Origin of the sequence: Paraburkholderia sp. RAU2J (assembly GCF_003634845.1) — a bacterium.
Classification (GTDB): domain Bacteria; phylum Pseudomonadota; class Gammaproteobacteria; order Burkholderiales; family Burkholderiaceae; genus Paraburkholderia; species Paraburkholderia fynbosensis.
Genome location: NZ_RBXG01000003.1, coordinates 1,042,937 through 1,069,533 on the forward strand (window position 1 = coordinate 1,042,937; position 26,597 = coordinate 1,069,533).

Sequence of the window (26,597 nt, forward strand, 5' to 3'; positions counted from 1 at the left end):
GCGCCGCCATGAAGTATCAGCGCGGACTCGACATCGAGCGGCTTGTCGCGCCGCGTTCCATCGCGATCATCGGCGCGTCGAACGATCCGAAGTCGATCAGCGGCCAGCCGTTGCGCTTTCTCCTTCAGCACGGCTATCGCGGGGTGCTGTATCCGGTCAACCCGAAGTACGCGCACATCGAAGGCGTGGCCTGCCATCCGGCCGTCGCCAGTCTGCCGCAGACGCCCGATCTCGCGCTGATTCTCGTCGCCGCCCGCCGCGTGCCGGCCATGCTGCGCGAGTGCGGAGAAAAAGGCATTCGCCATGTGATCGTCTACAGTTCGGGCTTCGCCGAAGCGGGCGAGGCGGGCGCCGCATTGCAGCGCGAAATCGCCGATGTGGCCTGCGCATTCGGCATCCGCGTGCTCGGGCCGAACTGCCAGGGCGTCGTCAGCACCGGCGCGAACGTGTATGCGGGATTCGGCGCGCCGTTCGGCGTCGATTACCGTGCGGGCGGCCTCTCGCTGATTTCGCAAAGCGGCGGCTTTGGCTGCGCGCTCCTGCTGATGGCCGACGAACTCGGCATCGGTCTGCGCCACTTCATCACGACCGGCAACGAAGCCGACGTGAGCCTGCTCGATCTCGTCGATGCCTGTATCGACGATGAAAAAACATCGCTGATCGCCGCGTACATCGAGGGGCTAAAGGACGCGCGACGGCTCGTCGGGGTGGCGACGCGCGCCCTCGACGCGGGCAAGCCGCTCCTCGCGTGGAAGGTCGGCAACACGGCCGACGGCGCGACGGCCGCTGCGTCGCACACGGCCAATCTGGGCGGCGCGTCGGCGCTGTATCGCACGGCGTTCCGGCAGGCGGGCGTGATCGAAGTGACGGACGTCGCCGATCTCGGCGACTACGCGAAAGCGTTGCAAGCGAAGCGGCTGCCGCGTGGCAACCGGATCGCGGTCGTCACGCTGTCGGGCGGCGCGGGCATTCTGATCACCGATGCATGCAGCGAACGCGGCATGACAGTGCCGCCGCTCTCGCCCGCGACGCTCGATGCGCTCAGGCCGATCGTTCCGGCGTTCGCATCGCTCGCCAATCCCGTCGACCTGACGGCGGGCATCCTCGCCGAGCCGCAGATTTTCGCGGACGCGCTGCAAATCATCGCCAACGATCCGGGCATCGATTCGATCGCCATCATGGCGGCTGCGGCGAGCGGCGAGGTCGCGCTCGCGATGGCCGAGGCGATCGTGCGCGTGCATCGCGCAACCGACAAGCCGCTGATGCTCGCGTGGAATGCGCGCCGCGAGATGGCGGCGGAAGCGTATCGTGTGATCGAGGCGGCTGGCGTACCGCTCTACGCGACGCCGGTGCGCTGCGGCCGAGCCTTCGCGGTGCTGTCAGACTATGCGCAGGCGCGGCGCACGCGGGCGGCTGCTCGCGCCGACCGAGCGCTCGCATGCGACGGGGTTCGCGCCGACATGACGCGTGCGCTCGTTGCGCAGAGCCCCACCGAACTGACCGAGCACGCCGCTCAGCGTCTGCTCGAACACTACGGTATCGGAACGCCAAAGGGCGCGCTCGTGAAGAGCCATGACGAGGCCTGCGCGTTTGCGCGAACAGTGGGCTTTCCGCTCGTCGTCAAAGTGCAGTCGCCGGACATCCCGCACAAGACGGAAGCGGGCGCGGTGCGCGTCGGCATCTGCGACGAGGCGATGTTGTCGAAAGCGTTCGACGAGATCGTCGCGAACGCGCGGCGGCACGTTCCGGGCGCGCGTATCGACGGCGTGCTGGTGCAGGAAGAGATTCGCGACGCGGTGGAGATGATCGTCGGAATCGACAACGATCCGTCGTTCGGACCCGCGGTGATGTGCGGGCTTGGCGGCATCTACGCCGAAGTGCTGAAGGACGTGGCGTGGCGTCTCGCGCCGGTCACGCGCACCGAGGCGTGTGCGATGATCCGCGAACTGCGGGCTTTCGCAATGCTCGACGGTGCACGCGGCAAGCCGCATTGCGATGTCGACGCGCTTGCCGATGCGATCGTCGCGATGTCCGCGATGGCGCTTGATCTCGCGCCTGGCCTGAAGGAATTCGACATCAATCCGCTCTTTGTGCTTCCGGCGGGCAAGGGCGTGCGGGCGGGGGACGCGTTCGCACGCTGTGAGCCGAGGCCTGCGAGCAAGCGGGAAGCCGAGCCTCGCGCGCAGGCGATCATCGACGGATAGGGCCTCTCTGAAAGCCTGCACCGAGGCCACGCGCCGCGTGAAGGTTGCGGCGCCATCGAATATCGAATTCGTCTTCTTCGCGAGACCATCATGCACAGCTCTTCGATTCACAGTGCGACCGACGCGGGCGAGTACACGCCGGTTGAAATCGAGCGCACCTATCGCAAGGTGTTTTTCCGGCTGATTCCGCTGCTTTTTCTCTGCTATGTGATCAGCTACATCGACCGCGTGAACATCAGCTTCGCCAAATTGCAGTTCATGCACGACCTCGGCTTTTCTGAGTCGGCCTATGGGTTCGGCGCGGGATTGTTCTTCATTGGCTACGTGCTATTTGAGGTGCCGAGCAATCTCTGGATGCAACGCATCGGCGCACGCCGCACGCTGTTGCGGATCATGTTCGCGTGGGGCCTGGTGTCGAGCCTGATGATGTTTGTGCGCACGCCGATGCAGTTCTACGCCATGCGCTTTTTACTCGGCGTGACCGAAGCGGGCTTCTTTCCCGGCATCATCTATTACCTGAGCTGCTGGTTCCCGGGCGCCCGGCGCGCACGCGTTACCGCATTCCTGATGATGGCGACGGCGGTGGCGGGGATCGTCGGTGGGCCCCTTTCCGGGTTCATCATGACGCGCCTCGCGGGCGTCGGCGGGCTGCCCGGCTGGCAGTGGCTGTTTCTGCTAGAAGGTGTGCCTGCGGTAACGCTCGGCATCTTCGCGTTCTTCTTCCTCGGCGACACGCCTGCAGAGGTGAATTGGCTCGACGCGCGCGAGAAGGCGCTGCTCGCGCGCGAACTGCTCGCCGACGAAAAGTCGAAGCAGACCGGTCATCTCGACGGATTGCGCGGCGCGCTTGCCAACCCGCGTGTGTATCTCGCGGCGCTCGTGTACTTTGCCGTGATGATGCCGTTCAACGCGATCGGCTTCTGGGCGCCGACCATCATCCGCGATCTCGGCGTGGCGAGCGTGCTCGATGTCGGTTTGCTGTCCGCGCTGGTGTTCATCGCCGCCGCGCTGGGGACGTATGTCGTCGGCGCGAGTTCGGACCGGATGATGGAGCGGCGCTGGCATGTCGCGGGCAGCGCGGCAGTGACGGCGCTCGCATTCGCGCTGCTGCCGGCGGCGGGGCATAGCGTAGCGGTCGGTGTCGGACTGCTCGCGCTTGCGGCGGCATCGTCGTATGGCTGCTTCGTAGTGTTCTGGACGATTCCGCAGACGTTCCTGCCGCGCTCTTCGGCTGCCGGCGGCATCGCGATGATTACCAGTCTTGGCGGCACGGGCGGTTTCGTGAGTCCGGCGTTCGTCGGCTGGGTCAAGACGCAGACGGGCAGCGCGCAATACGGACTGATCGGGTTGGCCGTCGTGCTGCTGGCAGGCGTCGTGTTGCTGCTGTTGGTGTTTCCTTCACCCGGGCGCAACTCGGTCGCGGTGGCATCCGCCACTCGCCCTCCGCGAGGTCACCGGTTCAATCCGACGCAGCGGTAGCGTCGAATGGCACGGGGCTTGGATATGCCAGATATTAAGCAAGCGAGCTTGTGCGTCTGGGACTGATGTAGCGATGTACCTCTCGTTTCAGTGGGTTGATTCAGTCCAGGTGATCACACGCGTTTTTACACGGCCTCGGCCACAAGCCGTCACTCGACAGTGGCTCTCGAAAGCGGCCGCTCACTGACATTGACCTAAGGAGCGGCAGGCTCTAACATGCCTTTCATGCTCGCTTACGCCCATTACCCCTCGCGCCTCGTTCACGCATGCTGTCACGGCCTGCCAGGGGGAGCTTGCGTCTAGCGCGCCAATCTGCGTCACGTCCCAAGCCTCAACTGGCCACCCGTTGCGAAACCGGTGGCCTTTTTGTTTTTCACGATCGCTCCACCACGCGAAAATTCCAATGCCACTCGTCCTATATGACACCTGGTCGCGCGCCGTGCGCCCCTTCAAGCCGATACAACCCGATCACGTCGGCCTGTATTGCTGCGGGCCTACGGTGTACGACCACGCGCATATCGGCAATCTGCGGACCTATGTGTTCGAAGACGTGCTCCGACGCGTCCTGATGCTAAACGGCTACCCCGTACAGCACGTCGTCAATATCACCGATGTCGGTCACTTGGTCTCCGATGCCGATGAGGGCGAAGACAAGATGGAGAAAGGAAGCCGGCGAACAGGAGAGTCGGCATGGGCGATCGCCGAGCGTTATACACAGGCTTTCCTGGCCGACTGGCGAGCGCTCAACTTGCTGGAGCCTTCGGTCTGGTGCCGCGCAACCGACCATATCGCGGATCAGCTCGCCTTCATTGTCACGCTTGAACGCGCCGGTTACACGTACCGGACCGCAGATGGCGTGTACTTCGACACTAGCAAGCAGGACAACTACGGCTTTCTGGCTCGCCTGGACCACGAGGGCCTGCAAGCCGGCAAGCGGGTTGCACTAGGCGAGAAAAAGCGCGCCACGGATTTCGCGCTATGGAAATTCAGCCCGGCTGATTCCCGGCGCCAGATGGAATGGGACAGCCCTTGGGGACGCGGCTTTCCCGGCTGGCACATTGAGTGCTCGGCGATGTCGGCCAGGTACCTGGGGTCCTGGTTCGATATTCACTGCGGAGGTGAAGACCACATCGCCGTGCATCACAGCAACGAAATCGCGCAGACGCAAGCCGCGCACGGTACCCGGCTCGCCAACTTCTGGATGCACGGCCATTTCCTTACACTGGACGCTACGAAAATGTCCAAGGCGGGCGGTGACTTCCTCCGCCTGCAGACACTGGTCGACCGCGGAGTCGATCCGCTGGCGTATCGCTACCTGTGCTTGACGGCGCACTACAGAAGCTCCCTGCGTTTCAACTGGGATGCGCTTGAAGCCGCAAAGGTCGCGCTCGACCGGCTACGCAACGTCTATGCGAGTTGGCCCACCGGTGGTACGGCGGATGAGCGTTTTGTCGCCCGGTTCAACGCTGAGGTCAATCAGGATCTGAATCTACCGCGCGCACTAGCCGTGCTGTGGGATCTGGTGAGGAGCGATTTGCCTCCTGCCACGCGACGATCCACCGTTGACAGCTTCGATTCGGTACTTGGGTTACGACTGCCCGATTGGCAGCCGGACAAGCGGGATATCCCGGCAGACATTGCTGCGTTGGCCGAGCGGCGCGAAAAGGCGCGCGCCAACAGGGACTGGGACCAAGCGGACCGCCTACGTGACACATTGAGAGCCTTGGGATGGCAAATCGAAGACGGTGAGCGCGGGCAACGACTGATCCGGACTGTCAAAGGAACGACGATACTTGGGGACGGCTGCGTATGACGCTCGGAAGATCGGCGGCTGTGCGTCCTATGCGCTATGCGGGGCGCACAACCGCAGGCGAGATGGCAACGGCTCGGCGCGACCGGTTGAACGTCTGTTTCGCGTGCGATCGACGGCCCGCTCCCGGTCGCTTTGGTCATGCGAGGGTCCGGCCATCCTGCGGACATTACGGGTGCGAACCCAGCGCACGTTTTCACGGACTAGCCGCGCAATCTGTGTAGTATCGATTCGGGGCCGGAAAGACCCCGGTCAACACTTCGATCAGGAATGGACCGTTAAGTCGGGACGCATCGCTCAGTGCATCTGCCAGGTCATCGATCCGCTCGACCCTGCGCGCCGCGACACCGAGCGAAGCGGCAAAAGCTGTCCAGTCATGACGCGGGAGCTTGCTGAATTGCTCCGGAATGGAGCCATTGCTGATCGCGTCGATATGGATCGCGCCATGCGCAGAATTGTTCAGCACAACATAAAGTATCTTTACCCCGTATCGGGCTGCGGTCTGGATCTCCATTCCGTGCATCAGCATGCACCCATCTCCGGTCACTACGACACACGGGCGCTCCGGGGCCGCAAGCTTGATACCGATCCCGGCGGCGATTGCCCAACCCATCGGTGCGAGGGAGCTGGATGAAAAATAGTTGCCAATGCCCGACGAGAGCCAGTAATGAGCCATGAATATCCGGTGGGCGCCGGAATCCACGACAACATTGGTGTCCTTCGGCAGGAGGTGACACAGACGCTTGACGACGTCTCCTGTATAAAGCGATCGATCGCTGCCTGAACCCCGCACACCTGTTTGCTCGAACTGATGGTCGTACAACGGGGTTTGGTTGACCTCGGCGACCCATGTTTTTCTTCTTTCCAAAACAGTGCGAAAGTCAGCACCCCGGTTCGTGTCCGTCAGGGACAGCAAGCGGAATGTGGCGCCAATTCCGGAGAAAATTCTTCCGTGCGCCACATGCCCCATCGCGGGCGCGTCAAAGCTGTCATCGAAGATGATCACCTCCTTCTGGGCAGTCAGCTTCTCAGTCCAATTCATGCTGTCGCGCTGATTCAAGTCGCTGCCAAACACGACGAGGACGTCAAGTTCGTCCGAGTTGATCACGCGAACGGCCCGCGAGTGGCTCGAGAATCCGTAAACGCCGAGCGAGAGGACGTGATCCTCAGGAAACGCGCCCTTTCCCGATAGCGTGGTCGCAACAGGAATGCAAAATCTTTCGGCCACGTCGAGCAGGACCTTTGCGGTTTCCGCGTCATTGCCTCGACTGCCGATCAGGAAAGCGACTCTCTTCGATCTGAGCAAATACTGGTCGCGCAATGCATCCAACGCCGTGTGGTTCGCGGGGACCTCGGATGCATTGAACTCACCGTGATCGTACAGTTGCCGTGATACTTCCTGACCGGCCAGAACTTCCTGCCGTTGAACGTCGACAGGAATGCTGATGAAAGACTGCGCTCGACGCATCCAGTTCAACCCGTCAGTCGCACGGCGCATTTCGGCTTGAAGATTGTCCTTGTTCTTTAGTTCGACGACATTTTGCACCAGGCTTCTCACCACGCCGCTTTCGAAGATGCCACTCAGCGTAGCGTCCTGGAACGCACCTTTGCCTTCCGCGCGCGACGAGACACCCCCGGCAATATAGAGCACGGGAATCCGGTCTGCGTGAGCGGCCGCCATACCGGGCACGAAATTCATGGTGCCCGGTCCAGATATCCCCACGCATACGCCAAATTTCCGGCTGGCTCGCGCATAACCGTCAGCCATGAAAGCACTGCTGGTCTCATGAGCGCAAACGATTCCGCGAATCAACGGCGACTTGTCGATTGCGTCCAGCAGGGGGTAGATCATCTTCCCCGGCACGAGGAAGACGTGGTCGATTTTCGCTACTTCCAACGACTTCACGACCGTTTTCGATACATTCAATGGAGCGTGTGATTCCATATTTTCGAGTACGATCCGAGCAGAAAACTTTAATCGGATCTCACTATCCCTCATCCGGTCGTCGCGTATGGCCCTCGAAACGGCAATGTGACGAAGGCGGCGGCGACGGCATCTGGAGACGGCGAGACGGCCTTGAACGCGCTGCACGCCGGCTGCAGTCGCGTCTCGTGCTGCTTCATCGAGCCCGCCTGAAACGGGCCCGTGTCTCCATCCGTGAGTAGTCGTCCTCGGCTACGACGTCGCTCGCATGCATTGCCTCAATGGATGAGGCGAGAGCTGCGAGGTGGTATCGACCGTACGGCGCGCGTGGATCGCGACCCTCGGTCCGTTCGACTAAAGGTTGTCGTCCAGCTTGAATGCTCTGACCCGTTCAGAATGTCTGCCAGTCGGGAGTCTCACTGGCGCTGGTCGTGACCACGGTGCTTCCGCCAGTCGGAAGGCGTGGCGTCGTCGTGGGCTTTGTCAACCGCGCAGGGGAAGACGCGTGAATTGTCGGCGGTGCCCGATGTGATTCCTTCCGGGGTGTGTTTGCTTGTGACACAGGTACTCGCCTGTCGGCGACCTTGAAAAAGGCTACCGCTGCCTGCAGGCCCTTGGCCTGCTGCGCCATTGACTGGGCCGCCGCCGATGCTTCTTCCACCAGCGCAGCATTCTGCTGGGTGACCTGGTCCATCTGGTTGACTGCCTGGTTGACCTGCTCGATGCCGGTGCTCTGTTCTTGCGACGCCGACGAGATTTCACCCACGATGTCAGTTACACGCTTCACCGACGCGACGATCTCATTGATCGTGCCGCCCGCCTGCTCGACAAGAGTCGAGCCCGCCTCCACCCGGTTGACCGAATCGGCGATCAAATCCTTGATTTCCTTTGCGGCGCTGGCACTGCGCTGCGCGAGCGCGCGGACTTCACCGGCCACGACAGCGAATCCCCGCCCCTGTTCGCCGGCACGAGCCGCCTCGACTGCCGCGTTGAGTGCGAGGATGTTGGTCTGGAAGGCAATACCCTCGATCACACTGATGATCTCGGACATTTTGGTCGAACTGGTGAAGATCTCGCGCATCGTCTCGACCACCCGCCCGACGACCTCGCCGCCTTGCTGTGCGATGCCGGAGGCCGTGCCGGCGAGCGTTGCTGCCTGCTTCGCGTTGTCCGTGTTGTGACGGACCGCCGCGGTCAGTTCTTCGATGCTCGATGCGGTTTCTTCGAGTGATGCTGCCTGCTCCTCCGTGCGGCTCGACAGATCCAGATTCCCTTGCGCGATCTGCGCACTCGCGGTCGCCACCTGTTCGGCGTTCTCGCGGACTTCCGCCACGACCTGCGAGAGGGCATCGCGCATCGTCTTCAGCGATGCCATCAGGCTGTTCGTGTCGCCGGGCCGCAGGTCGATGCTTACGCTGAGATCGCCGGCTGCCACGCTTCTGGCCAGGTCGGCGGCTGTCACCGGCTCAGTCCCCAGCTGCCGTGTCAGACTACGCGCCATCCAGACGCCGATTCCCAAACCGATCAACAGAGACGAGACCACCAGCACAAGCATCAGATTGCGGCCTTCTTCGTACACCGTGTCGTTAGATCCGGCCGTCCTTTGTGCGTCGCCCTGTTTCACATCAACCAGGGTGCCCATCAGGACCAAGGTCTTGAAACCCTTCTGGTGGTATTCGCCCAACAGATAGTCAGTCAGGCTAGCTTGATCCTGTAACCCAGCGGCGTTAATCCTGCCTTTCATTCCATCGAAGGCCTGTATGTAATCGTGCCAGCCCTGATCGAGATCGGCGAAGGTAGCCTTCCCTTTCTCGGTATAGACGAGGGGCTCAGCTTGATCGAGGTGCTCGCGCGCCGAGGCCAGGGCTTTTTCAGCCTGGGCCAGAGAGGCAGTCCGCCGCTCGGCAGTGGAAGCCAGAATGGCGTTGCGTAGATACGTGCCGACCCTCAGCACATCGGCGTTCGCCTGCTGGATCAGGTTCAGCCCCACGAGATCCAATCGATAAGTCTTGTCTGCGTTCGAGCTAATCTGCGCCATGTTGCGGACACCGACCACGCTGACGATGGCACTGATGGCCGATACCAGGATAAAGGCGCTGATTAGTTTGGCGCCGAGTTTCATATTGCGGATGTTCATAGCTCGCTTCTTCGACGTGAAAAAAACCGGAACTGAGAAATAGATCCCACCAACGCTCGCGCTTCGCCGGATAGTCGGCAATGCCGGTCGCGATGTACCTTGAATAACCAGTGTCTCGGCTGAGGTGGCCGAGACTGGAGCGCGGAGGTCCGCCAACATCTGCAGGCTTCTGCGCACGCCAGGCACCCGTTGTCGCGGCACCCGTCCATGCAGGCATTGTCACCGCGCATATCGACGAGGTTTCAGTCACCCGCTCTGACGAGAAGAACTATGACGGCCGGAAAGCCCAGGACGAGCTGGGTAGCCCTTACCCCTTCAGACATTGCACGGCGAATCTTCCCCTACGGTTGACATCTGACCCCGCGTCCAGACCTCGACGGCCGGGGACGCGACAAGTGGTTCATGTATTGAGTTAACGGCAGTGAGAATTTATTCTTCATACTAATTATCGTTTACGCACAGATTCGCTTTACCTCGGGCTTTCAAGTAATTAATTTGTAAGGTTGCGGGTGAAGATGAAGGCGGCAAAGCCGGCGACTAAAAGTGGCCGATGAGGTGACGTCCGGTTCAACGTCTGGAGAGGCTCGGCCATTGCCCGCCGCGGTCAGCGCAGACTGGCACCCCTCGAAAGGAGATCGTCATGGAACGACTGCCGTTGTCAGCACGGCACGTGTGCCTTGGAATAAAAGGCAAGTTGACGGGCAGAAGCCGCCGCTGAAACTGAAAGGGATCTGAGCGATCCGAATTCATCTCCAAACCGGCAGCCAGAACACGCGATCTTGCGATGTTCAACCTCGCCATCGACAGCAAGTTGAGAGCGCGCGACTTGACCAAACTGCGAGTGCGTGATATTTGCCTTGGTCAGCGCGTTGCGTCACGCGCAACGGTGATGCAGCAGAAGACGCAACGGCCGGTTCAGTTCGAAATCACTGAGCCAAACCCGAGATAGTGTGGAAGCCTGGATCAAGGTAGCGAGACTGTCGCCTCCAGACTTTCTATTCCCGTGCCGCATTCACCGGTTGCCCCACCTTCCAACACGTCAATATGCTCTCGCATGGTGCATCGCTGGATAGGGTCAATCGGGCTTGACGATACGGCATATGGGACGCACAGCATGCGTCGAACCAAAGCGTCGCTGATTTAGCGCGGCACGAAAAACCTGCGGGCAGTGCAGCTGCTACTCGGCCACACGAAATTGGAAAGCACAGTGCGGTACCTTGGCATCGAGGTCGACAATGCGCTTGAGATGGCGGAACAGACCGAAGTCTAGAGGGTGTTAGGCACTTTTTGTCGGACCTGGTATCCTGGTGGGATGAAAAAACGCACGCCTTACCCAACGGATGTATCGGATGAAGAGTGGTACTTCGCCGCTCCGTACCTGACCTTGATGAACAAGGACGCACCGCAGCGCCGCTACGAACTGCGCGAGATGTTCAACGCGCTGCGCTGGATCGTACGCGCGGGTGCACCGTGGCGTTTGTTGCCCAATGACTTTCCACCTTGGGAACTGGTCTACCAGCAGACGCAACGCTGGATTCAGGCCGGCTGTTTCGAGGCCATGGTGAATGACCTGCGTTCGATCATCCGGATCGCCCAGAAGCGTCGTGGTCAACCCAGCGCGGTCATTCTCGATGGGCGGACCCTGCAGTCGACCTGCGAGAGTGGACCTCGCGCCGGTTACGACGGCTACAAACGCAAACGTGGCAGCAAGGTCCACATGGCGGTTGATACCTTGGGGCAATTGCTTGCTGTGCGTGTTACGCCGGCCAACGAACAGGAACGTGCGCAGGTCGGAGAACTGGCGCGTCAGGTTCAGCAGGCCACGGGCCAGACGGTGAAGGTGGCGTTCGCCGATCAGGGATATACCGGCGAAGAGCCTGCGCAGGCAGCACTCGACGAAGGGATCGAGCTTCAGGTAATCAAGCTGTCGGAGGCGAAAAAGGGCTTCGTGCTGTTGCCGCGCCGCTGGGTGGTCGAGCGCAGCTTCGGCTGGCTCAACCGCTTCCGCCGGCTGGCCAGAGACTACGAGCGATTGCCCGAAACCTTGGCTGGTTTGCACTTCGTCGTATTCTCCGTGCTTATGCTTGTCCACTTTGCAGCCCTTAACAAAAGTGCCTAACACCCTCTAGACAGAGGTCCCTTGGGACAGCGATTGGGCATCGGTCGCTGTTCGGGCCATCAAGGGTCATTCGTCAGAATCATTCTCCGGACGTACAGGGAACTGCGTCCTCCGCCAAAAGCTGTCTCTCGCACAGGGCGTCCGCGTGACTGCTGGTGCTGATCAGACGTTCGGCGAAGTGTCAAAAAGTCTCCTGTGACAAGCCGAGCTACACAAAGCGGTTCGCCGGCGCCTACGGCTCGAAGGATCGATCCATCACGCCGATGCACGCATTCAGGCTATGTCCGGCGCATGAATGGCAATGTAGGCGTTTCATGTCTCACCAGCCCGCCCCCCGCGCCCTCATCCAAACCGAACACAATATACCGGCGGCAAATGCGCTGAAATCAAATGCCAGCTTTCGCCGCCGTCGTCGGACGTCCATAGCGCGCCGGTGGTCGACGCCATTGCGAGGCGCGTGCCGGAGTCATCTACAGCGAGCCCGTGCCGATACACGAGGTCATACGCCGGTGCAGGCGGCAACCCGTTCGAGAAACGCTCGAACGTGCGGCCGCCGTCGCGTGTGCGCGTGACGACGAACTGGCCGTCCACCGGGATCCGGCATTGGTCTTTCACGGCGGGCACAAACCACGCGGTGTCCGGCTCGCGCGGATGCACGGCAACCGCGAAGCCGAAGCTCGATGGCTGCGCTTCGATCCGCTGCCAGTGTGCCGCGCCGTCGGTCGAGCGGAAGATCGCGCAGTGATGCTGCGTCCACAGCGCATCTGGATTTGCGGCGCATTGCACGACGCGGTGCGGGTCTTGCACGTTGGCATCGCCGCGCCGCTCGGGCGGCATGTAGTCGGCCTCCATGCCTTCGGCACTAACGCGCCAGGTCGCGCCGCCGTCGGCGGTTTGCCAGACGCCGCCACACGACACGCCGATCGTCACGTGCCGGCTGTCGCGCGGATCGACCATCACGGAATGGATGCCCGGCGCGTCGTAGCCGCCTCCAAACCATTCTCGGCGCTCCGGGCGATCCCACAGCGCCCGGTTGAGCAGCCATGTGTCGCCGCCGTCGTCGGAACGGAAGAGCCCGCCGGGAATCGTGCCGGCCCACAGGACGCCCGGCTCGTCCGGGCCGCCGGTTTCGAGCGACCAGATTTGCTGGAGCGTCCAGGGAGGAGCCGGCGGGCTGGGCACGGCCGCGCTCGCATTGTCCGCGCTCGTGTCCGCGCCGTCACCGGTATGCGTCTCGTCGGCAGGCTGCGGCGGGTAGACGGGGACCGCGCACTCTTCCCAATCCTCCATGTCCGCGCGCCGGCGATGCAGCTTCACGCCGAAGTGGCCGAGATTGAGCGCGGCATACAGCGAACCGTCGCGCGGATCAGGCAGCACCATGCTCACCGGCTCGCCGACGAAATACGGCTCACCGAGCGTCCAGCCGCCCGCGCCGTCGGCTTGCAGAACGAACAATCCCTTGCGGGTTGCAACAAGCAATCGATCGCTCATGTGGAGTGTCTCCTGTCGACCAGAGTTGGCGCTTTAGCGCTTACTCTGGTCCCATGCAAAGCTCGAGTAAGAGTGGAACCTTCTTATCCGCCCGACAACGCCTGTATGACGTAAACCCGGCTTTCCTCGCCGAGCGCATCGGACAGATGTTGTCGGTCGCGCACCGGCCGGCCGTCGACAAACACGGTGAGATGCCTTCGCAGTGAGCCCTGATCGTCAAGGATGTAGCCGCGCAGTCGAGGTTGCGCGGCGAAGACGGCCTCCAGTGCTTCACCGAGCGTGCGCGCGTCGATCTCGCGCTCGGGCGTTGCGATATGCCGTTGAATCGAAGCAGCGAAGAAGATGTGCGCCATGGCGGGATAGCCGAGCGGGAATGGCCTGTTCGTCGATTCTGCAGTTTAGACGATTCGCCGGGTGCTTCGGGGCATCGCCATACAACAGACGACAGGTTGTGCCTCCGAAGCGGCCGTTGCGGTGTCGCGAGTCCGAAAGGCGGCTCAGGGTCGACAAGACTCATTCGCCAGTAACGAAAGCTGACCTTCGCCAACACCTTGTTGCGACCAGCTGATGAACGCAAAAAGCTGCGCGCAAAGAAACAGCCCCCGATCGTGGCCTAACCGCGAATTCTCTGCTACGAAGCCGTGCTTCCCGATGCTAGATCCGACAGCCCATTCTCCTATCTTTCGTTGTGACGTTCGTAAAAATGAACATCGTTCTGAAATGTATTGCTTTATGTTCAGAGCGTCAAGACGGCAACACGATCCAGAATGCAGCAGATCTGATCGTTGACGGTAGGTTGATCTATACGAACGACGGCTTACCGAGCTCGGTGAGTGAAGCCGTGGTCAAGGTTCACTGCACATGACTTGGTTTGTCATCTCTGTGGATATGAGGACATGTCATTCCGATCAAGCGTCTCAGCAAGCGGAACATGGAGGGTTAGCTGTGATAGTTTAAAAAGGATATTCTGTCGAGATCGAGTCATATCAAAGCGATATCACGCCATGGAATTGCGTCACCTCAGGCACTTTATCGCGGTCGCCGAAACTCAACATTTCGGCCGTGCTGCAGCGCGACTCGGCATGGCGCAACCGCCGCTGAGTCAATCCATCATGCGCCTCGAAGAGTCGCTCGGGACCAAGCTATTGGAACGTACTCCGCGTGGCGTCTCGTTAACGAGTGCAGGCGCGGCGCTACTGGCAGAAGCGAAACCTTTGATCGCACAAGCGGAAATGGCGGAGCGCCGCGTGCGCCAGGCGGCGGATGAATTAGCCAGCCTTAGCATTGCGTTTGTGCCGATGTGCGCGATGCGCATCATGCCGCTCGCCATACAGACGCTGCGTCGGCAGTGGCCCGGCGTCGACGTCCGTTTGATCGAGCGCGGCAGTGCGCTCACGGTGGCCAGCGTGAAGAACGGCAGCATCGATCTTGGCGTGGTCGTCACCAGTGCGGCCGACGTGTCAGGTCTGGAAAGCTCCACAATCGAACGCATGAGGTTGGTTGCTGCTGTTCCAGCGAGTTGGCCGTTGGCACAGCAAGCCAGTATCCGGGTCGCCGACCTCGCGGCGTATCCGCTGATCATGTTTCCGCAACAAATGTCCCAGCCCGTGTTCGCGGCGTTCGAAGCCGCTCGGCGGGAAGCAGGCTTGTCTCCCAAAGTCACCCAGCAGGCACGGCATCCTTACACGATGCTCAATCTCGTCGCAAACGGGCTTGGCGTCGGACTAATGCTGGATTCGGCACGGCACCTTCCCGTGGAAGGCGTTGTCTTCGTCGACATAGACGACATTCCGACATCGTTCGATACTGAAGTTTCCCTGGTCTGGACCGATCGCCCACACAAGGCCTACCACCGGGCCATGCTCGATATCATTCGCGAACTCGCGGCAGCCACGCCCGACTGAGCCGCTCAAACGACGGGCCGCTTGCAACTGTCGATCGCGAGTCGGCGCGGCGGGCGAACGCTGTTGAGCCTTCGCGCGGACTGCTTTACTCGTCTTTGTCACACTGTGCAACGCAGCGTGTTCTCCTGTCATTTTTCCTTCCTTCTGCTTCCTGCCGCTCATCGCCGCCTTGACACTACTTGCCCAAGAGTTTATGTTTCCGAATGACGTTCATAAAATAACCGTTCGCATTGCGAGCATCCGGAGGAGCAATGAGTACATCGAAGTTAGCGGGCCTGTTCAATCTCGATGGGCGCGTCGCAGTCGTCACTGGTGCAGGGTCGGGCATTGGACGCGAGACAGCACTGCTGCTGGCGTCAGCGGGCGCGGTTGTCGTCGCCGCCGATCTTAACGAGGAGGGCGCTCTGCAAACAGTCGCGCAGATCGAAGATGCGTCGGGCAAGGCAATCGCGGTCAAAGTCGATATTGGCGACGAAGCTTCGATCACCGGGATGTTCGATACGACGCATGCCAAGCTCGGCCGGCTCGACATCCTCGTCAACAATGCCGGGATCTATCCGAAAACGAGCTTCGTCGATACGTCGGCCGAGAAGTGGGACCGCGTGCTGAGGGTCAATCTGCGTGGCACTTTCCTGTGCATGCGCGAAGCCATCAAACGGATGCAAGCCGGCAAGGCGGGCGGATCGATCATTAATATTTCTTCAGTGGCCTCGCTGCAGCCCGTGATTTTTGATAACGGTGACTATGGCGCGTCCAAAGCCGGCGTGAACAATCTGACGAAAGTTGCCGCGCTCGAATTCGCTGCGGACCGGATTCGGGTCAATGCAGTGCTTCCCGGCGGCGTTGCAACCGAGGGCGCAGCGGCATCGACGAAAGTCCATCAAGCACACGGACCGATCACCCAACCGGGGCGTATGCCTTTGGGTCGGATCGGGAGCGCTGCGGATATCGCGAGCGCGGTGCTGTTCTTTGCCTCTCCGGCTGCCGACTATGTGACAGGCCAATTGCTCGCTGTCGACGGAGGATTTCAGGTTTCCTGAAGAGTACGTAAATTATCGATCACGAACACCGCCCCAGGCCGGACGGTGTTCACTCGTGTTGTAAGCAGCATGCGAAGCCTATGCATGGTGTCCTTTTGTCCCTGGTGCCGATAGGTCGGTGCCGGGGATTTTTTATGCAGCAGCGCCGCATAGATAGCGCGCTTCTCGAGCGACCACGCGACGCTGAATCCCCTTGCGTCGTGCATTTGCGGGCTGCCCTCCCCAGAATTTCATGCTATGTTGCAGCGGCAGAAAAAACTGGCTGGTAGTGAAAATACCGATCCGAATAATTGAACGGATAGTTGCATAACCGAACGTCCTCGCCTACGATGTTCATCAAGAGGTGTCCACGAGCACCCATCAGGCCTCGGCCGATCGGAGACAAGTTATGTACCTCATCTACAGCGATCTGAACGGCGATCTCGCCGACTATTCGCTTCGTTCCGAAGTGCCGTGCGCGGACGTACCTCCGCCGCAAGAGAAGAACGCGCGCGAGTCGGCCTCTCTCAAAGCTGCCGCAGCGCCTTCGCAACGGACTACGCTGCTTCGCAGGGTCGGTTCGATGTGGCCCGTACACGGTCTGCTGAATCGCGCCGCACTGCACCCAACAGATATGTCCGAGGGAGAGCGTTGATGAGTCGAATCACGCACAAACTTTCCGGCGACGAACGCCGGATCATGCTCCCGCTCCTGCTGCTGTCGATCATTGCAGTAGCGGCGTATTTTCTAGTACGGGATTGGCGGATGGAAGAACTCGGCCTCTCGGCAATTTTCGACATTGTGATGATTTTCGTCGTGCTCGGTGCTGCCGCGTTCTTCGGTGTCGTAAGTTGCATTGCTCGACGCGGCGGGGCGGGCGAGGACGGGCAGAACGAGGGGTATTGTTTCCTCGGTGCATTGATCGGTGCGATCGTGTTTTTTGTGGCCATTCTTAATTGAGCGGGGAAAATGAGACCGGAACTGGAAAAGCGCCTCGAGGAATTGCTTGATAGACAGGCGATTCTTGACTGCATACACCGCTATTGCCGTGGCGTCGACCGGATGGATCGGGAGTTGACCCTGTCGGCCTATCATCCTGATGCAATTGACGATCATGGCGCTTTCGTTGGCAATCCAGAAGAATTTGTGAGCTGGGCATTCGACTACCATGGCGAGCACCAACTATCGCACCATCACATGGTGTTCAATCATAGTGTCGATTTGCAGGGCGACGTCGCGCATACGGAAACATATTGGCTTTTTTTCGGCGAGAATCGCGTCAAGCCTGACACGCTAGCGTTTGGCCGCTATATCGACCGCTTTGAAAAGAGGGACGGAAAGTGGGCAATCGCTGCGCGGGTATGCATTTCCGAGGCGGTTAACGAGTCGACTCCTGCCAACTTGCCTGATGCATGGCGCGAGGTGTTGATGGGCAACGGCAACAGAACGCGCGACAGAAGCGATATATCGTTTGACCGACCTTTGAAGGCGCGTGATCCGGACCGCTTGCGAGAATACAGTAAGGGGTAGTAAGACTGGACGTGGACGATGCAAGTTGCGGACCCTCTCCAACGAATGACAAAGTCGACCCGGTCCGGTCGACTTTGTCATTCAGGTGTTAGGTAGCTGTCCGATTGCGCCGTTGCCAATGATCGACAGGAATTCCCGACGGGTGGATGGGTCGTCCCTGAATGAGCCGAGCATCCTGCTCGTGACCAACGACGTTCCAGGTTTGTGTACGCCGCGCGTGCTCATGCACTGATGCGCCGCTTCCAGAATCACTCCGACGCCTTTAGGCTGCAGTACCGTGTTCAATGCGTCGGCGATCTGCACAGTCATCTTCTCCTGAATCTGCAGTCGCTTCGCATACGTGTCGACGAGTCGCGCCAGTTTGGAAATGCCCACCACGCGATGATCTGGAAGATAGGCGACATGGGCGCGGCCAATGATCGGCACCATGTGGTGCTCACAATAGCTTTCGAAGCGGATGTCCTTCAGCACAACCATTTCGTCGTAGCCATCGACCTCCGAGAAGGTTGTAGCGAGGATCTGCATGGGGTCGGACAAATAACCCGAAAAGAACTCCGTATAGGCGCGCGCAACTCTGGCGGGCGTTTCTGCGAGTCCTTCACGAAGCGGATCATCTCCCGCCCATCTGATAAGCGTTCGAACTGCCTCTTCCGCCTCTGCTTTCGTGGGACGTTCTGTAATAAACAGATTGTCGTTGCTGTCGCGCTGATTCACTTAGCCTCCTTAAAGCCGTGCGCTGCTTTCCGTTTCCCGATCTGACCTATGCGTCGCTACGAGAAAGATCTAAACCTGGATTACGTCTAGCCGCCGAGGTGGCGGCGTGTTGACTGATACGAATGTTGGTGACACGCATAAAAGTGTATATAATTGCACGGTGTTCGTAAATAAGAACGTCGCAATATGGCCGAGGCGGCAATTCCCTGTAATCGACTATGACTGCGGCGCGAGCAATGCTTCGCTCCACGGAGGTCAAAGGATGAAGACACGCATCACCGAGCTACTGGGTATCCGCTATCCGATTGTGCAGGGAGGCATGATGTGGGTGGGTCGTGCGGAACTGGCCTCAGCGGTGTCGAACGCCGGCGCCCTTGGCACCATTACTGCATTGACGCAGCCGACGCCCGAAGCGCTGGGCGTTGAAATCGATCGCGTGAGGTCGATGACGAGCGAGCCGTTTGCCGTGAATCTCACCATTCTGCCTACGATCAAGCCGGTTCCTTATCAGGAATACGTGCAGGTCATCGTCGAGAGCGGCGTCAAGATTGTCGAAACCGCGGGGCGCAATCCCGAGCCGTATCTGCCTGCTTTCAAGGCGGCGGGTATCAAGGTGATTCACAAGTGCACGTCGGTACGTCATGCATTGAAGGCGGAGGCGATTGGTTGCGACGCGGTCAGTGTCGACGGATTCGAATGCGCCGGCCACCCGGGCGAAGACGACGTGCCCAATCTAGTTTTGCTACCGGCTGCCGCCGCGCAATTGCGCATCCCAATGCTGGCATCGGGTGGCATTGCCGACGCACGTGGCATGGTAGCGGCGCTCGCTCTCGGCGCTGATGGCATCAATATGGGCACACGCTTTATGGCAACTCGTGAGGCGCCCATCCATGACAACGTCAAGCGCCAATTGCTCGAACATGATGAGCGAAATACCGCGCTGATTTTTCGTACGCTCAAGAATACGTCGCGGATCTTTCGGAATGTTGTGGCGGAGCAAGTACTCGAGCTGGAGCGCCAGGAGGGAACGACATTTGCGGACCTGAAGCCGCTCGTGAGCGGCGAACGTGGAAAGCGCATTTATGAAACCGGTGACACGGACGACGGTACGTTTCCCGCAGGCCTCGCGATCGGCCTGATTCACGATATACCCACCTGCGACGAGCTTGTGAGCCGCATGGTCGAAGAGGCGCGCGAACTGATTCACCGAAGGCTGGCAACGATGATGGACAAGGCAGGCAACGAAACAGCCTGCGTGGCTTGAATGGCAATTGAGTACAAATGTCGATGACGAACAAGGAGCATACCGTGTCAGAAAGTCGTGAGAAGGGACGTCAGGTTGTTCGCGAAATGTTGGGTGAGGAGTTTCTAGGCGCAATGGACGCAGCGGCGGCATCCGGCGGATTTGGTGCAGATGCGGCTTCGCTCGCCCTTGAGAACGCGTTTGGCGACGCGTGGGCGCGTCCGGGCCTCGATCGTCGTTCGAGAAGTCTCGTTACGCTGGGCATGCTGATCGCACAGCGTACGCCGTGGGAATTCAGCAATCATGTCCGCATCGGACTAGCGAATGGTCTGACCGAGAAGGAAATGGAAGAGGTCGTCCTGCATGCGATTCCGTATGTGGGTTTTCCGGCCGTCAGCGTCGCGCTAAAAGCTTGCAAGGAAGTATTGGGCGAGAAGGTTGCCACCGTTCAGGAGTAGTCTGTGTCGGCATTGGCGAAGCGAGGGCGGTTGACTCCGCCCCTCGCTTCGATTGGATCGTTCTCGGACGGGAGAGGCAGTCAACCGCGGCGAAGGCGACTTCGCCTTCTCAGCAAAAAATGCCGGGCAGGCCAAGATGTTCGCGAGCTTCAATACGCGCGAGATGAGCGAGCAGAGATCGCGTCGCGGCTGGCCACAACTTGCGCGGCACATCGTCGTATGCACGTTCTACCCACTCGTCGAGCGTTCCCCGCGGCAAGTTTCGCACTACCGCGGCAATTTTCGCTTCGCGTTCAAGCCGGTGTGTTTTGATGCGGGCGATTTGGGCGCGCGCGGAGCCGAGTACGTGCCCGTGCGCCGGCAAGACAAATTCGACTCCGTGCTGGTTGCACAGCATGTCAAGCTGATCGAGGGATTCGAGATATGCGGTCATATTCCCGTCAGGGGGATCAATGATCGTGGTGCTGCCGTTCAGAATATGGTCTCCGCTGAATAGCAACCCATCCTCCATCAACAATAGGCACACGTGATTGGACGCATGCCCCGGCGTATAGACGACGATCAACCGATGCGTCGTGTCGTCCGCTGTCAACGCAAGAATTTCCCTGTCTCGCAACGTCCGGTCGGGCGCGAAGTAGCTGGACGATCCGGCGAGAGGCCCGGACGGCAGTCCAAGGACCGGCGGTGCGCCTGCGCACAGCGCTTGCAGAAGCCGCGCCGCTGGCGAGTGATCGGCATGCGAATGTGTGCAAACGATCATGCGTATTTCGCCACCCGTTGCCTCGTAAAGCCGCCGGATGTGTTGGTCATCGGCGGGTCCCGGGTCGATGACAATGAAGCCGGTACCGACGTCGCCGACTACATAGCTGTTGGTTCCCGGGCCCGTCATCATGCCGCCATTGGGGGCCGTCAAGCGCTTGACGTTCTTGAGTAGCGGGACGAGTGCCAGCGATTGCCAATCGAGCGAGTGGCGCATCTGTCCATCGGGGCAGACCAACGCAAGTTCTCCGAATGGCGCGTCATGCTCCATAAAGCGGACTTGCGCGCCGGCTAGCAGTCCGCCGCGTGGGCAACTCGTCCATTGTGGGATTTCGGTGCTGCATGCCGCCAGCAATGTATCGGCCGACTCGAACTCGCGCAGCCTCTCGAGGGTGCGAATGGTTGGAAAGATCATCGCGAAATTGCCAGCGGCGTGACGGGTCAACGCGTCGACGGGGCGCACCCATACCGGCTCGAACTGCTCGGTCTCGTCGGCATCGGGCGTCTGGTGCGGGGGCATGCGGGCGACGAAGAATGACACGTCGAAACGACGTGGCAGATCGCGGTCGGTAATCCAGTGCGCCAACATGAAGACATTATCGACAGCCGGTCTCAGGCCGCATTGCCTGCACTGTTCCGCGAACGGCGCCTTGCGATCGAGTGCAGCGATATCGACGCTATTCACTGCGCTGCCATCGGCTCTCCGGGCCAGCAACACGCCCAGCTCCTCAAAAGTTTCACGGATGGAAGCAAAGGCGAGTACAGCATGAGCATCGGTCTGTGTCTCGCGGCGCGTTGCGACGTCCAGTGCGAGCGCATCTGCCGGATCGACGGCGCCCCCGGGGAACACAAAGACGCCCGGCGCGAAACTCGCGTGCATTGACCGGCGGGTCATCAGCACCTCGATTCCGGGCACACCGTCCGCTGTTGGCGCATCGCGCACCAGTAACATGGTGGCGGCCGGCCGTGTCGGCGCCGGCTCCCGTTGTTCATACAACAGCTGTTCGGGACGTGTCACACCGCTTCCTTCATGTGATCAGTATGAGCTAGCCTGCTGGGATCAGATGCGCTCGAAGATGGCTGCAATCCCTTGACCGCCCCCAATGCACATCGTTACGAGCGCATATCGACCGCCTATCCGTTGCAGTTCATGAAGAGCTTTGACCGCGATGATTGCGCCGGTCGCGCCAATCGGATGACCGAGCGATATACCAGAGCCATTCGGGTTGACACGCACTGGATCGAACTGCAGTTCTTTGCTAACGGCACAGGCCTGTGCAGCGAACGCTTCGTTAGCCTCGATGACATCGAGATCCGCAACGGTCAGCCCTGCCCTTTCCAGTGCCTTGCGGGTCGCGGGAACGGGCCCGATACCCATGTATTGTGGCTCAACGCCGGCATGAGCGTAGGCAACCAGTCGTGCGAGTGGCCGGATACCTCTAGTTTCGGCCTCGCGGCGCTCCATCAGAAGCACGGCCGCCGCGCCGTCGTTCAGGCCCGAGGCGTTGCCTGCTGTCACCGTGCCGTCCTTCTGAAACGCCGGGCGCAACTTGGCCAATTCATCGACTGTCGTGGTGGGGCGGACATGTTCGTCCAGTTCGAACATCGTCGCGCCCTTTTTGCTGTGCACCGCGACAGGAACGATTTGCTCCTTGAAATACCCTTCTTCGACCGCGCGTCCAGCCCGGCGATGCGATTCCACCGCCAGTGCATCCTGGTCCTCACGCGATATGCCATATTTCGCCGCAACATTTTCCGCTGTCACGCCCATGTGGCATGCGCCGAAGGGATCGGTCAGCGCACCCACCATCATATCGGTCAGCCGGATGTCGCCCATTCGCGCGCCCCAGCGTGCGCCTGTGGCCAAATAGGCTGCGCGCGTCATATTCTCAGCACCGCCGCCGATCGCGATGTCCGTGTCGCCAAGCCAGATTGCCTGCGCTGCGGAAATGATGGCCTGCAGGCCTGAGCCGCACAACCGGTTCAGCGTCAGCGCCGGCGTATCTGTACCGACGCCGCCTTCGATCGCCGCGACGCGGGCGAGATACATATCTTTCGGCTCAGTGTGGATGACATTGCCGAACACAATGTGTCCGACTGCGTCGCCTTCCACATGCGCCCGCGACAGGATTTCACGGACAACCGTCGCACCGAGTTGCGTTGGCGCGACGGAAGCAAGCGCGCCTCCGAAATCGCCAATCGCAGTGCGAACGCCGGTGGCAACTACGACTTCTCTCTGCATTACGCTCTCCCGAACAAGCTGATACGTCTGTCTAGCGTTTGAAATATAGAACGATGTTCATAAAGTAGCCCAACTTTGGGCAAATGTCCATGCGCGGTTCAGGATCGTGCCGTCAGAATGTTTACTGGGTAGGGCACGCGCACTTGCACGGTCGGCGGATGCTTTCTGCGCCGCGCTGGTAAGCGTTCCACATCGGGTGATGCTGGATAGACGCATACGAAATTTCGCGATATTCTTGTTCTTGTTTTTGATCGCTGTTCATTTATTGGTTCGCGTGTCTGTCGCGGCGATGGTCGGTAAAGGCGCTCGAAGTGGCAGGTATATGAACGGAAAAAGCTAACGACAGGATGACAGAGATGAACGCAGGTCCGCTTTCGCACGACCCTTTGATGGATGTGCCGTTTCGGCCGCTGCGCCTTGGCGGTATGAAGGCCACTGTTGAACAGCGCCCTGACGGTAGCGTCGTCTATGAGCTGGACGAACCGCTGGATCCCTACCCCGCGCGGCTGACTGAGCGTCTTGTGAAGTGGGCCGCGGTCGCACCAGATCGGCCGTTGCTCGCACGGCGAACGGCCGATGGCGCCAGTTGGGAGCATTTGACGTATCGGCAAGCGCTCGACGGCGCTCGTGCACTAGGCGAGGCTATGCTTGCCCGAGGACTGTCGCCCGCGAGGCCGCTGATGATCCTCTCGGACCGCAGCTTCGAACATGCGTTGCTGGCGCTGGCGGCGCTGCACGTCGGCGTCCCCTATGTTCCGGTTACCTCTGCGTATTCGTTGCTGTCCGAGGACTTTGCGAAGCTGAAACATCTGGCGTCGGTGTGCACGCCAGGGCTCGTGTTCGCGGATGACGGCGCGCTTTACGGTCGCGCGTTGCGCGACGTGTTCGGCGATGTCGAATGTGTGGTGAGCGGGAGGTTGCCAGAAGGGCGTATGGCCTCTTGGTTTTTCGACTGGCTTGACACGCCGGTCACCGCCGCGGTCGATGAGGCATTCGATAACGTTGGTCCCGATACGATCGGCAAGATCATGTTTACGTCCGGGACGACCGGGGCACCGAAGGGTGTGATTTACTCGCAGCGGATGCTGTGCAGTAACCGGCAACAGGTCGCGCAGACTTTCGCTTTTCTTCAGGATGCACCGCCGGTGCTGGTGGACTGGCTCCCGTGGCATCACACGTTTGGCGGGACCCATAACTTCGGCATGGTGCTCTATGGCGGAGGGACGTATTACCTGGACCCGGGTAAGCCCACGCCGGAGCAAATCGGTCCGACATTAGATGCGTTGCGCGAAATCGCGCCGGTCATCTACCTGAATACGCCTCAAGGACTGGCGGCGCTGGTTCCACATCTCCGCTCGGACAAAGCGCTACGCGAGAATTTCTTCAGTAAGCTGGCACTGATCTACTACGGCGGAGCCAGTCTGCCTGAATACATCTGGGCAGCACTCGATGAACTCGCGGTGAAGACGATCGGACAGCGCGTGTTGATCATGTCCGGGCTCGGCGGCACCGAAGCCGGGCCGACGCCGATGTCGGCGGCGTGGGATCCGCGGCGGCAAGCCATTGCCGGGCTGCCGGTACCCGGCGTGAAGGTCAAGGTCGTGCCGGTTGGAGAGAAGCTGGAAATTCGTTATGCGGGCGACTGCGTGACACCGGGCTATTGGAAGGACCCGGAGCGGACGCGCGCATCTTTCGACGAAGAGGGCTATTTCTGCTCTGGCGATGCCGGTGCATTCATCGATCCAGAGCATCGTGAGCTCGGCTTGCGCTTCGATGGTCGCCTCGCTGAGAACTTCAAATTGTCCTCGGGCACCTGGGTGAATGTGGCTGAACTGCGACTCGCCGCATTGGACGCATTTTCACCTTATGCACGCGACGTCGTCATCGCCGGCCATGATCAGGGCTTTCTTACCGCGCTGGTTTTTCCTGATCTGCAAGCGTGTCGCGCATTGTGCGACGACCTGCTTGAGCCCATGCCGGACGCTGACCAGATCCTGGCCAGCGCTGGCGTGCGCGAGCACTTCCAGCGCGGGCTCGATCTGCTGGCCACGCGCCCCGGCGGTAGTTCGAGCCGAATCGAGCGGATCGTACTGGAAAGCGCGCAACCGACGCTTGACAACGGCGAGTTGAGCGCGAAAGGCGCCATCAGTCAGGCCAACGTTCTCGCGCGAAGAAGCGCTGTGGTCGCGGAACTGTACGAAGCGGTTCCCACGCGTCGCACGCTGCTTGCCCGAAGGGGCTCTCTTGCGAATGCCTCCAGCCCGATCCGATGAATTGAAACCCAGGAAACCACCCGATGGATTTTCATGTCGATTCCGCGGACAAAGCCTTCCGCAAAGAGGTACAGGATTTTCTTAAGGCGCACCTGCCTCCTGAGCTCGCCTGGCGCGGTCAGCAAGGTTTTCTCGCAGGCGACGACGATGCGCTGCGCTGGACCCGCATCCTGCACGAAGCGCGCGGCTGGTCCGTGCCACATTGGCCGGCCGATCTCGGAGGAACGGGATGGACTGCGGCGCAACGGTATATCTTTGAAGAGGAGTGCTATCTGGCGGGCGCGCCCACGCAAAATCAGGCCGGAGTGTCGCTCGTGGGGCCGGTGATTTGTGAGTTCGGCAACGACGAGCAGAAGCGCCGCTTTCTGCCACCTATTCAGCGCGGCGAAGTGTTCTGGGCTCAGGGCTTCTCCGAGCCCGGAGCGGGCTCCGATCTCGCCTCGCTGCGTACGACGGCGGTCCGCGACGGCGATCATTACGTCGTGAACGGTCAGAAAATATGGACCAGCTTCGGAAGTTATGGACAGTGGAACTTCGTGCTTGTCCGGACCGATTCGGAAGCCAAGCCACAAAAGGGCATTTCCTTTCTCCTGCTCGATATGAAGTCGCCGGGCGTGACCGTGCGGCCGATTGCGACGCTTGACGGTTGCAACCATCTCGCCGAAGTGTTTTACGACAATGTTCGCGTGCCGGTCGACAATCTGATCGGCGAGGAAAATAAGGGCTGGGGCTATACGAAATTTCTTTTGTTCAATGAGCGAGCGTTCCTTGGTGCGGAAGCCCCGGCGCTAAAACGCTACCTGCGCAAGATTCGTCACTACGCGATGAAGGAACGTGCCGGTGATACGCCCCTGATCGAAGATGCGACGTTTGCGGCAAGACTGGCCCAATACGAACTCGAAGTGCTCGCCATCGACATGGCAGTGCAGAAAATCCTCCATCAAGGTTTGGACGAGCGCAGTGGTGGCATGGCCATTGGCTCGATGCTCAAGGTCCGAGGTTCCGAGTTACATCAGAAGCTCACTGAAATGCTGCTCGAAGTGGTTGGCGACTACGGCGCTGTATTTTATGGCGATCCGAACGAAGACCGCGCACTCCGGGGCCAGACTTTCGCGGGACCGGATTACGCGCCGGGTCTCGCCGCCGAAGTGTTCTACCGGCGAGCATGCACGATCTACGGCGGCACGGCGGAAATTCAGCGGAACATTATCGCCAAGGCGCTGTTCGGACTGTGACGGGCGATATCACCGATGGCGTGAGTCAGTCCGATTGATATGGCATCACTTCTCCC

At 60.3% G+C, this 26,597-nt stretch carries 19 protein-coding genes and 1 pseudogene; 13 read left to right on the forward strand and 7 right to left on the reverse strand.

From position 1 onward, the window contains the following. Window positions 1-8 precede the first annotated feature (8 nt). The 3 genes from B0G69_RS36120 to cysS all read left to right on the forward strand — a co-directional run bounded on the left by B0G69_RS36120 (window position 9) and on the right by cysS (window position 5,496). On the forward strand, window positions 9-2,204 hold the full coding sequence (locus B0G69_RS36120; RefSeq protein ID WP_241991650.1) for an acetate--CoA ligase family protein: 2,196 nt from the start codon (window positions 9-11) through the stop codon (window positions 2,202-2,204). Window positions 2,205-2,294: 90 nt separating this feature from the next. Next, complete coding sequence (locus B0G69_RS36125; RefSeq protein WP_241991651.1) at window positions 2,295-3,683, forward strand: MFS transporter; 1,389 nt, start codon at window positions 2,295-2,297, stop codon at window positions 3,681-3,683. A 403-nt stretch (window positions 3,684-4,086) separates the two neighbouring features. Then, window positions 4,087-5,496: a cysteine--tRNA ligase gene (cysS, locus tag B0G69_RS36130; protein ID WP_121324846.1), complete on the forward strand. Its 1,410-nt coding sequence runs from the start codon at window positions 4,087-4,089 to the stop codon at window positions 5,494-5,496. A 193-nt stretch (window positions 5,497-5,689) separates the two neighbouring features. Here the strand turns inward: cysS and B0G69_RS36135 are convergent, their stop codons facing one another. Both B0G69_RS36135 and B0G69_RS36140 read right to left on the reverse strand, forming a co-directional pair. Then, on the reverse strand, window positions 5,690-7,492 hold the full coding sequence (locus B0G69_RS36135; RefSeq protein WP_347232538.1) for a thiamine pyrophosphate-binding protein: 1,803 nt from the start codon (window positions 7,490-7,492) through the stop codon (window positions 5,690-5,692). 316 nt (window positions 7,493-7,808) lie between these two features. Next, window positions 7,809-9,554 (reverse strand): methyl-accepting chemotaxis protein, encoded by a 1,746-nt coding sequence (locus B0G69_RS36140; RefSeq protein WP_121324847.1) that lies wholly within the window; start codon window positions 9,552-9,554, stop codon window positions 7,809-7,811. 738 nt (window positions 9,555-10,292) lie between these two features. On the opposite strand from B0G69_RS36140, the pseudogene B0G69_RS42440 reads away from it, so the two are divergent. Beyond that, window positions 10,293-10,824: pseudogene (locus tag B0G69_RS42440) on the forward strand (tyrosine-type recombinase/integrase). 42 nt (window positions 10,825-10,866) lie between these two features. Then, the gene (locus B0G69_RS36150) at window positions 10,867-11,673 is read left to right on the forward strand and encodes an IS5 family transposase (RefSeq protein WP_121315303.1); all 807 of its coding nucleotides are present in this window, start codon (window positions 10,867-10,869) and stop codon (window positions 11,671-11,673) included. A 342-nt stretch (window positions 11,674-12,015) separates the two neighbouring features. Here B0G69_RS36150 and B0G69_RS36155 read toward each other — a convergent pair whose 3' ends face one another. Together B0G69_RS36155 and B0G69_RS36160 are read right to left on the reverse strand one after the other, a co-directional pair. Further along, entirely contained in the window at window positions 12,016-13,164 is a 1,149-nt protein-coding gene (locus tag B0G69_RS36155) for an exo-alpha-sialidase (RefSeq protein ID WP_121324848.1), read from the reverse strand. 83 nt (window positions 13,165-13,247) lie between these two features. Continuing rightward, window positions 13,248-13,517 (reverse strand): MoaD/ThiS family protein, encoded by a 270-nt coding sequence (locus tag B0G69_RS36160; protein ID WP_121324849.1) that lies wholly within the window; start codon window positions 13,515-13,517, stop codon window positions 13,248-13,250. Between the two features lie 651 nt (window positions 13,518-14,168). On the opposite strand from B0G69_RS36160, the gene B0G69_RS36165 reads away from it, so the two are divergent. The 4 genes from B0G69_RS36165 to B0G69_RS36185 all read left to right on the forward strand — a co-directional run bounded on the left by B0G69_RS36165 (window position 14,169) and on the right by B0G69_RS36185 (window position 17,617). Next, a complete protein-coding gene (locus B0G69_RS36165) occupies window positions 14,169-15,068 on the forward strand; it encodes a LysR substrate-binding domain-containing protein (protein ID WP_121324850.1) in 900 nt (299 codons plus the stop codon). Between the two features lie 251 nt (window positions 15,069-15,319). Further along, window positions 15,320-16,108, forward strand: coding sequence for an SDR family oxidoreductase (locus B0G69_RS36170; RefSeq protein WP_121324851.1), 789 nt, complete (start codon window positions 15,320-15,322; stop codon window positions 16,106-16,108). 633 nt (window positions 16,109-16,741) lie between these two features. Further along, window positions 16,742-17,047 (forward strand): hypothetical protein, encoded by a 306-nt coding sequence (locus B0G69_RS36180; RefSeq protein WP_121324853.1) that lies wholly within the window; start codon window positions 16,742-16,744, stop codon window positions 17,045-17,047. 9 nt (window positions 17,048-17,056) lie between these two features. Further along, window positions 17,057-17,617, forward strand: a complete 561-nt coding sequence (locus B0G69_RS36185; RefSeq protein WP_121324854.1) for a nuclear transport factor 2 family protein — start codon at window positions 17,057-17,059, stop codon at window positions 17,615-17,617. An 81-nt stretch (window positions 17,618-17,698) separates the two neighbouring features. On the opposite strand, the gene folE is transcribed toward B0G69_RS36185, so the two are convergent. Next, window positions 17,699-18,331, reverse strand: a complete 633-nt coding sequence (folE, locus tag B0G69_RS36190; protein ID WP_121324855.1) for a GTP cyclohydrolase I FolE — start codon at window positions 18,329-18,331, stop codon at window positions 17,699-17,701. A 262-nt stretch (window positions 18,332-18,593) separates the two neighbouring features. Between folE and B0G69_RS36195 the strand changes: the two genes are divergently transcribed. Both B0G69_RS36195 and B0G69_RS36200 read left to right on the forward strand, forming a co-directional pair. Next, the gene (locus B0G69_RS36195; protein ID WP_121324856.1) at window positions 18,594-19,595 is read left to right on the forward strand and encodes a nitronate monooxygenase family protein; all 1,002 of its coding nucleotides are present in this window, start codon (window positions 18,594-18,596) and stop codon (window positions 19,593-19,595) included. A 17-nt stretch (window positions 19,596-19,612) separates the two neighbouring features. Next, window positions 19,613-20,032 (forward strand): carboxymuconolactone decarboxylase family protein, encoded by a 420-nt coding sequence (locus tag B0G69_RS36200; RefSeq protein WP_199731473.1) that lies wholly within the window; start codon window positions 19,613-19,615, stop codon window positions 20,030-20,032. A gap of 109 nt (window positions 20,033-20,141) precedes the next feature. On the opposite strand, the gene B0G69_RS36205 is transcribed toward B0G69_RS36200, so the two are convergent. Together B0G69_RS36205 and bktB are read right to left on the reverse strand one after the other, a co-directional pair. Beyond that, entirely contained in the window at window positions 20,142-21,809 is a 1,668-nt protein-coding gene (locus tag B0G69_RS36205) for an MBL fold metallo-hydrolase (RefSeq protein ID WP_121324857.1), read from the reverse strand. A gap of 42 nt (window positions 21,810-21,851) precedes the next feature. Next, window positions 21,852-23,033: a beta-ketothiolase BktB gene (gene bktB / locus B0G69_RS36210; RefSeq protein WP_121324858.1), complete on the reverse strand. Its 1,182-nt coding sequence runs from the start codon at window positions 23,031-23,033 to the stop codon at window positions 21,852-21,854. Between the two features lie 356 nt (window positions 23,034-23,389). Between bktB and B0G69_RS36215 the strand changes: the two genes are divergently transcribed. Then, a complete protein-coding gene (locus B0G69_RS36215) occupies window positions 23,390-25,306 on the forward strand; it encodes an AMP-binding protein (RefSeq protein ID WP_121324859.1) in 1,917 nt (638 codons plus the stop codon). Between the two features lie 23 nt (window positions 25,307-25,329). After that, window positions 25,330-26,541: an acyl-CoA dehydrogenase family protein gene (locus tag B0G69_RS36220; RefSeq protein ID WP_121324860.1), complete on the forward strand. Its 1,212-nt coding sequence runs from the start codon at window positions 25,330-25,332 to the stop codon at window positions 26,539-26,541. Window positions 26,542-26,597: the final 56 nt, after the last annotated feature.

What these genes read in the sequence shown, in the direction of transcription:
- B0G69_RS36120 (WP_241991650.1), top strand. Translation starts at nt 9, where the DNA reads ATGAAGTATCAGCGCGGACTCGACATCGAGCGGCTTGTCGCGCCGCGT.
- B0G69_RS36125 (WP_241991651.1), top strand. Translation starts at nt 2,295, where the DNA reads ATGCACAGCTCTTCGATTCACAGTGCGACCGACGCGGGCGAGTACACG.
- cysS (WP_121324846.1), top strand. Translation starts at nt 4,087, where the DNA reads ATGCCACTCGTCCTATATGACACCTGGTCGCGCGCCGTGCGCCCCTTC.
- B0G69_RS36135 (WP_347232538.1), bottom strand. Translation starts at nt 7,492, where the DNA reads ATGAGGGATAGTGAGATCCGATTAAAGTTTTCTGCTCGGATCGTACTC.
- B0G69_RS36140 (WP_121324847.1), bottom strand. Translation starts at nt 9,554, where the DNA reads ATGAACATCCGCAATATGAAACTCGGCGCCAAACTAATCAGCGCCTTT.
- B0G69_RS36150 (WP_121315303.1), top strand. Translation starts at nt 10,867, where the DNA reads ATGAAAAAACGCACGCCTTACCCAACGGATGTATCGGATGAAGAGTGG.
- B0G69_RS36155 (WP_121324848.1), bottom strand. Translation starts at nt 13,164, where the DNA reads ATGAGCGATCGATTGCTTGTTGCAACCCGCAAGGGATTGTTCGTTCTG.
- B0G69_RS36160 (WP_121324849.1), bottom strand. Translation starts at nt 13,517, where the DNA reads ATGGCGCACATCTTCTTCGCTGCTTCGATTCAACGGCATATCGCAACG.
- B0G69_RS36165 (WP_121324850.1), top strand. Translation starts at nt 14,169, where the DNA reads ATGGAATTGCGTCACCTCAGGCACTTTATCGCGGTCGCCGAAACTCAA.
- B0G69_RS36170 (WP_121324851.1), top strand. Translation starts at nt 15,320, where the DNA reads ATGAGTACATCGAAGTTAGCGGGCCTGTTCAATCTCGATGGGCGCGTC.
- B0G69_RS36180 (WP_121324853.1), top strand. Translation starts at nt 16,742, where the DNA reads ATGAGTCGAATCACGCACAAACTTTCCGGCGACGAACGCCGGATCATG.
- B0G69_RS36185 (WP_121324854.1), top strand. Translation starts at nt 17,057, where the DNA reads ATGAGACCGGAACTGGAAAAGCGCCTCGAGGAATTGCTTGATAGACAG.
- B0G69_RS36195 (WP_121324856.1), top strand. Translation starts at nt 18,594, where the DNA reads ATGAAGACACGCATCACCGAGCTACTGGGTATCCGCTATCCGATTGTG.
- B0G69_RS36200 (WP_199731473.1), top strand. Translation starts at nt 19,613, where the DNA reads ATGTCGATGACGAACAAGGAGCATACCGTGTCAGAAAGTCGTGAGAAG.
- bktB (WP_121324858.1), bottom strand. Translation starts at nt 23,033, where the DNA reads ATGCAGAGAGAAGTCGTAGTTGCCACCGGCGTTCGCACTGCGATTGGC.
- B0G69_RS36215 (WP_121324859.1), top strand. Translation starts at nt 23,390, where the DNA reads ATGAACGCAGGTCCGCTTTCGCACGACCCTTTGATGGATGTGCCGTTT.
- B0G69_RS36220 (WP_121324860.1), top strand. Translation starts at nt 25,330, where the DNA reads ATGGATTTTCATGTCGATTCCGCGGACAAAGCCTTCCGCAAAGAGGTA.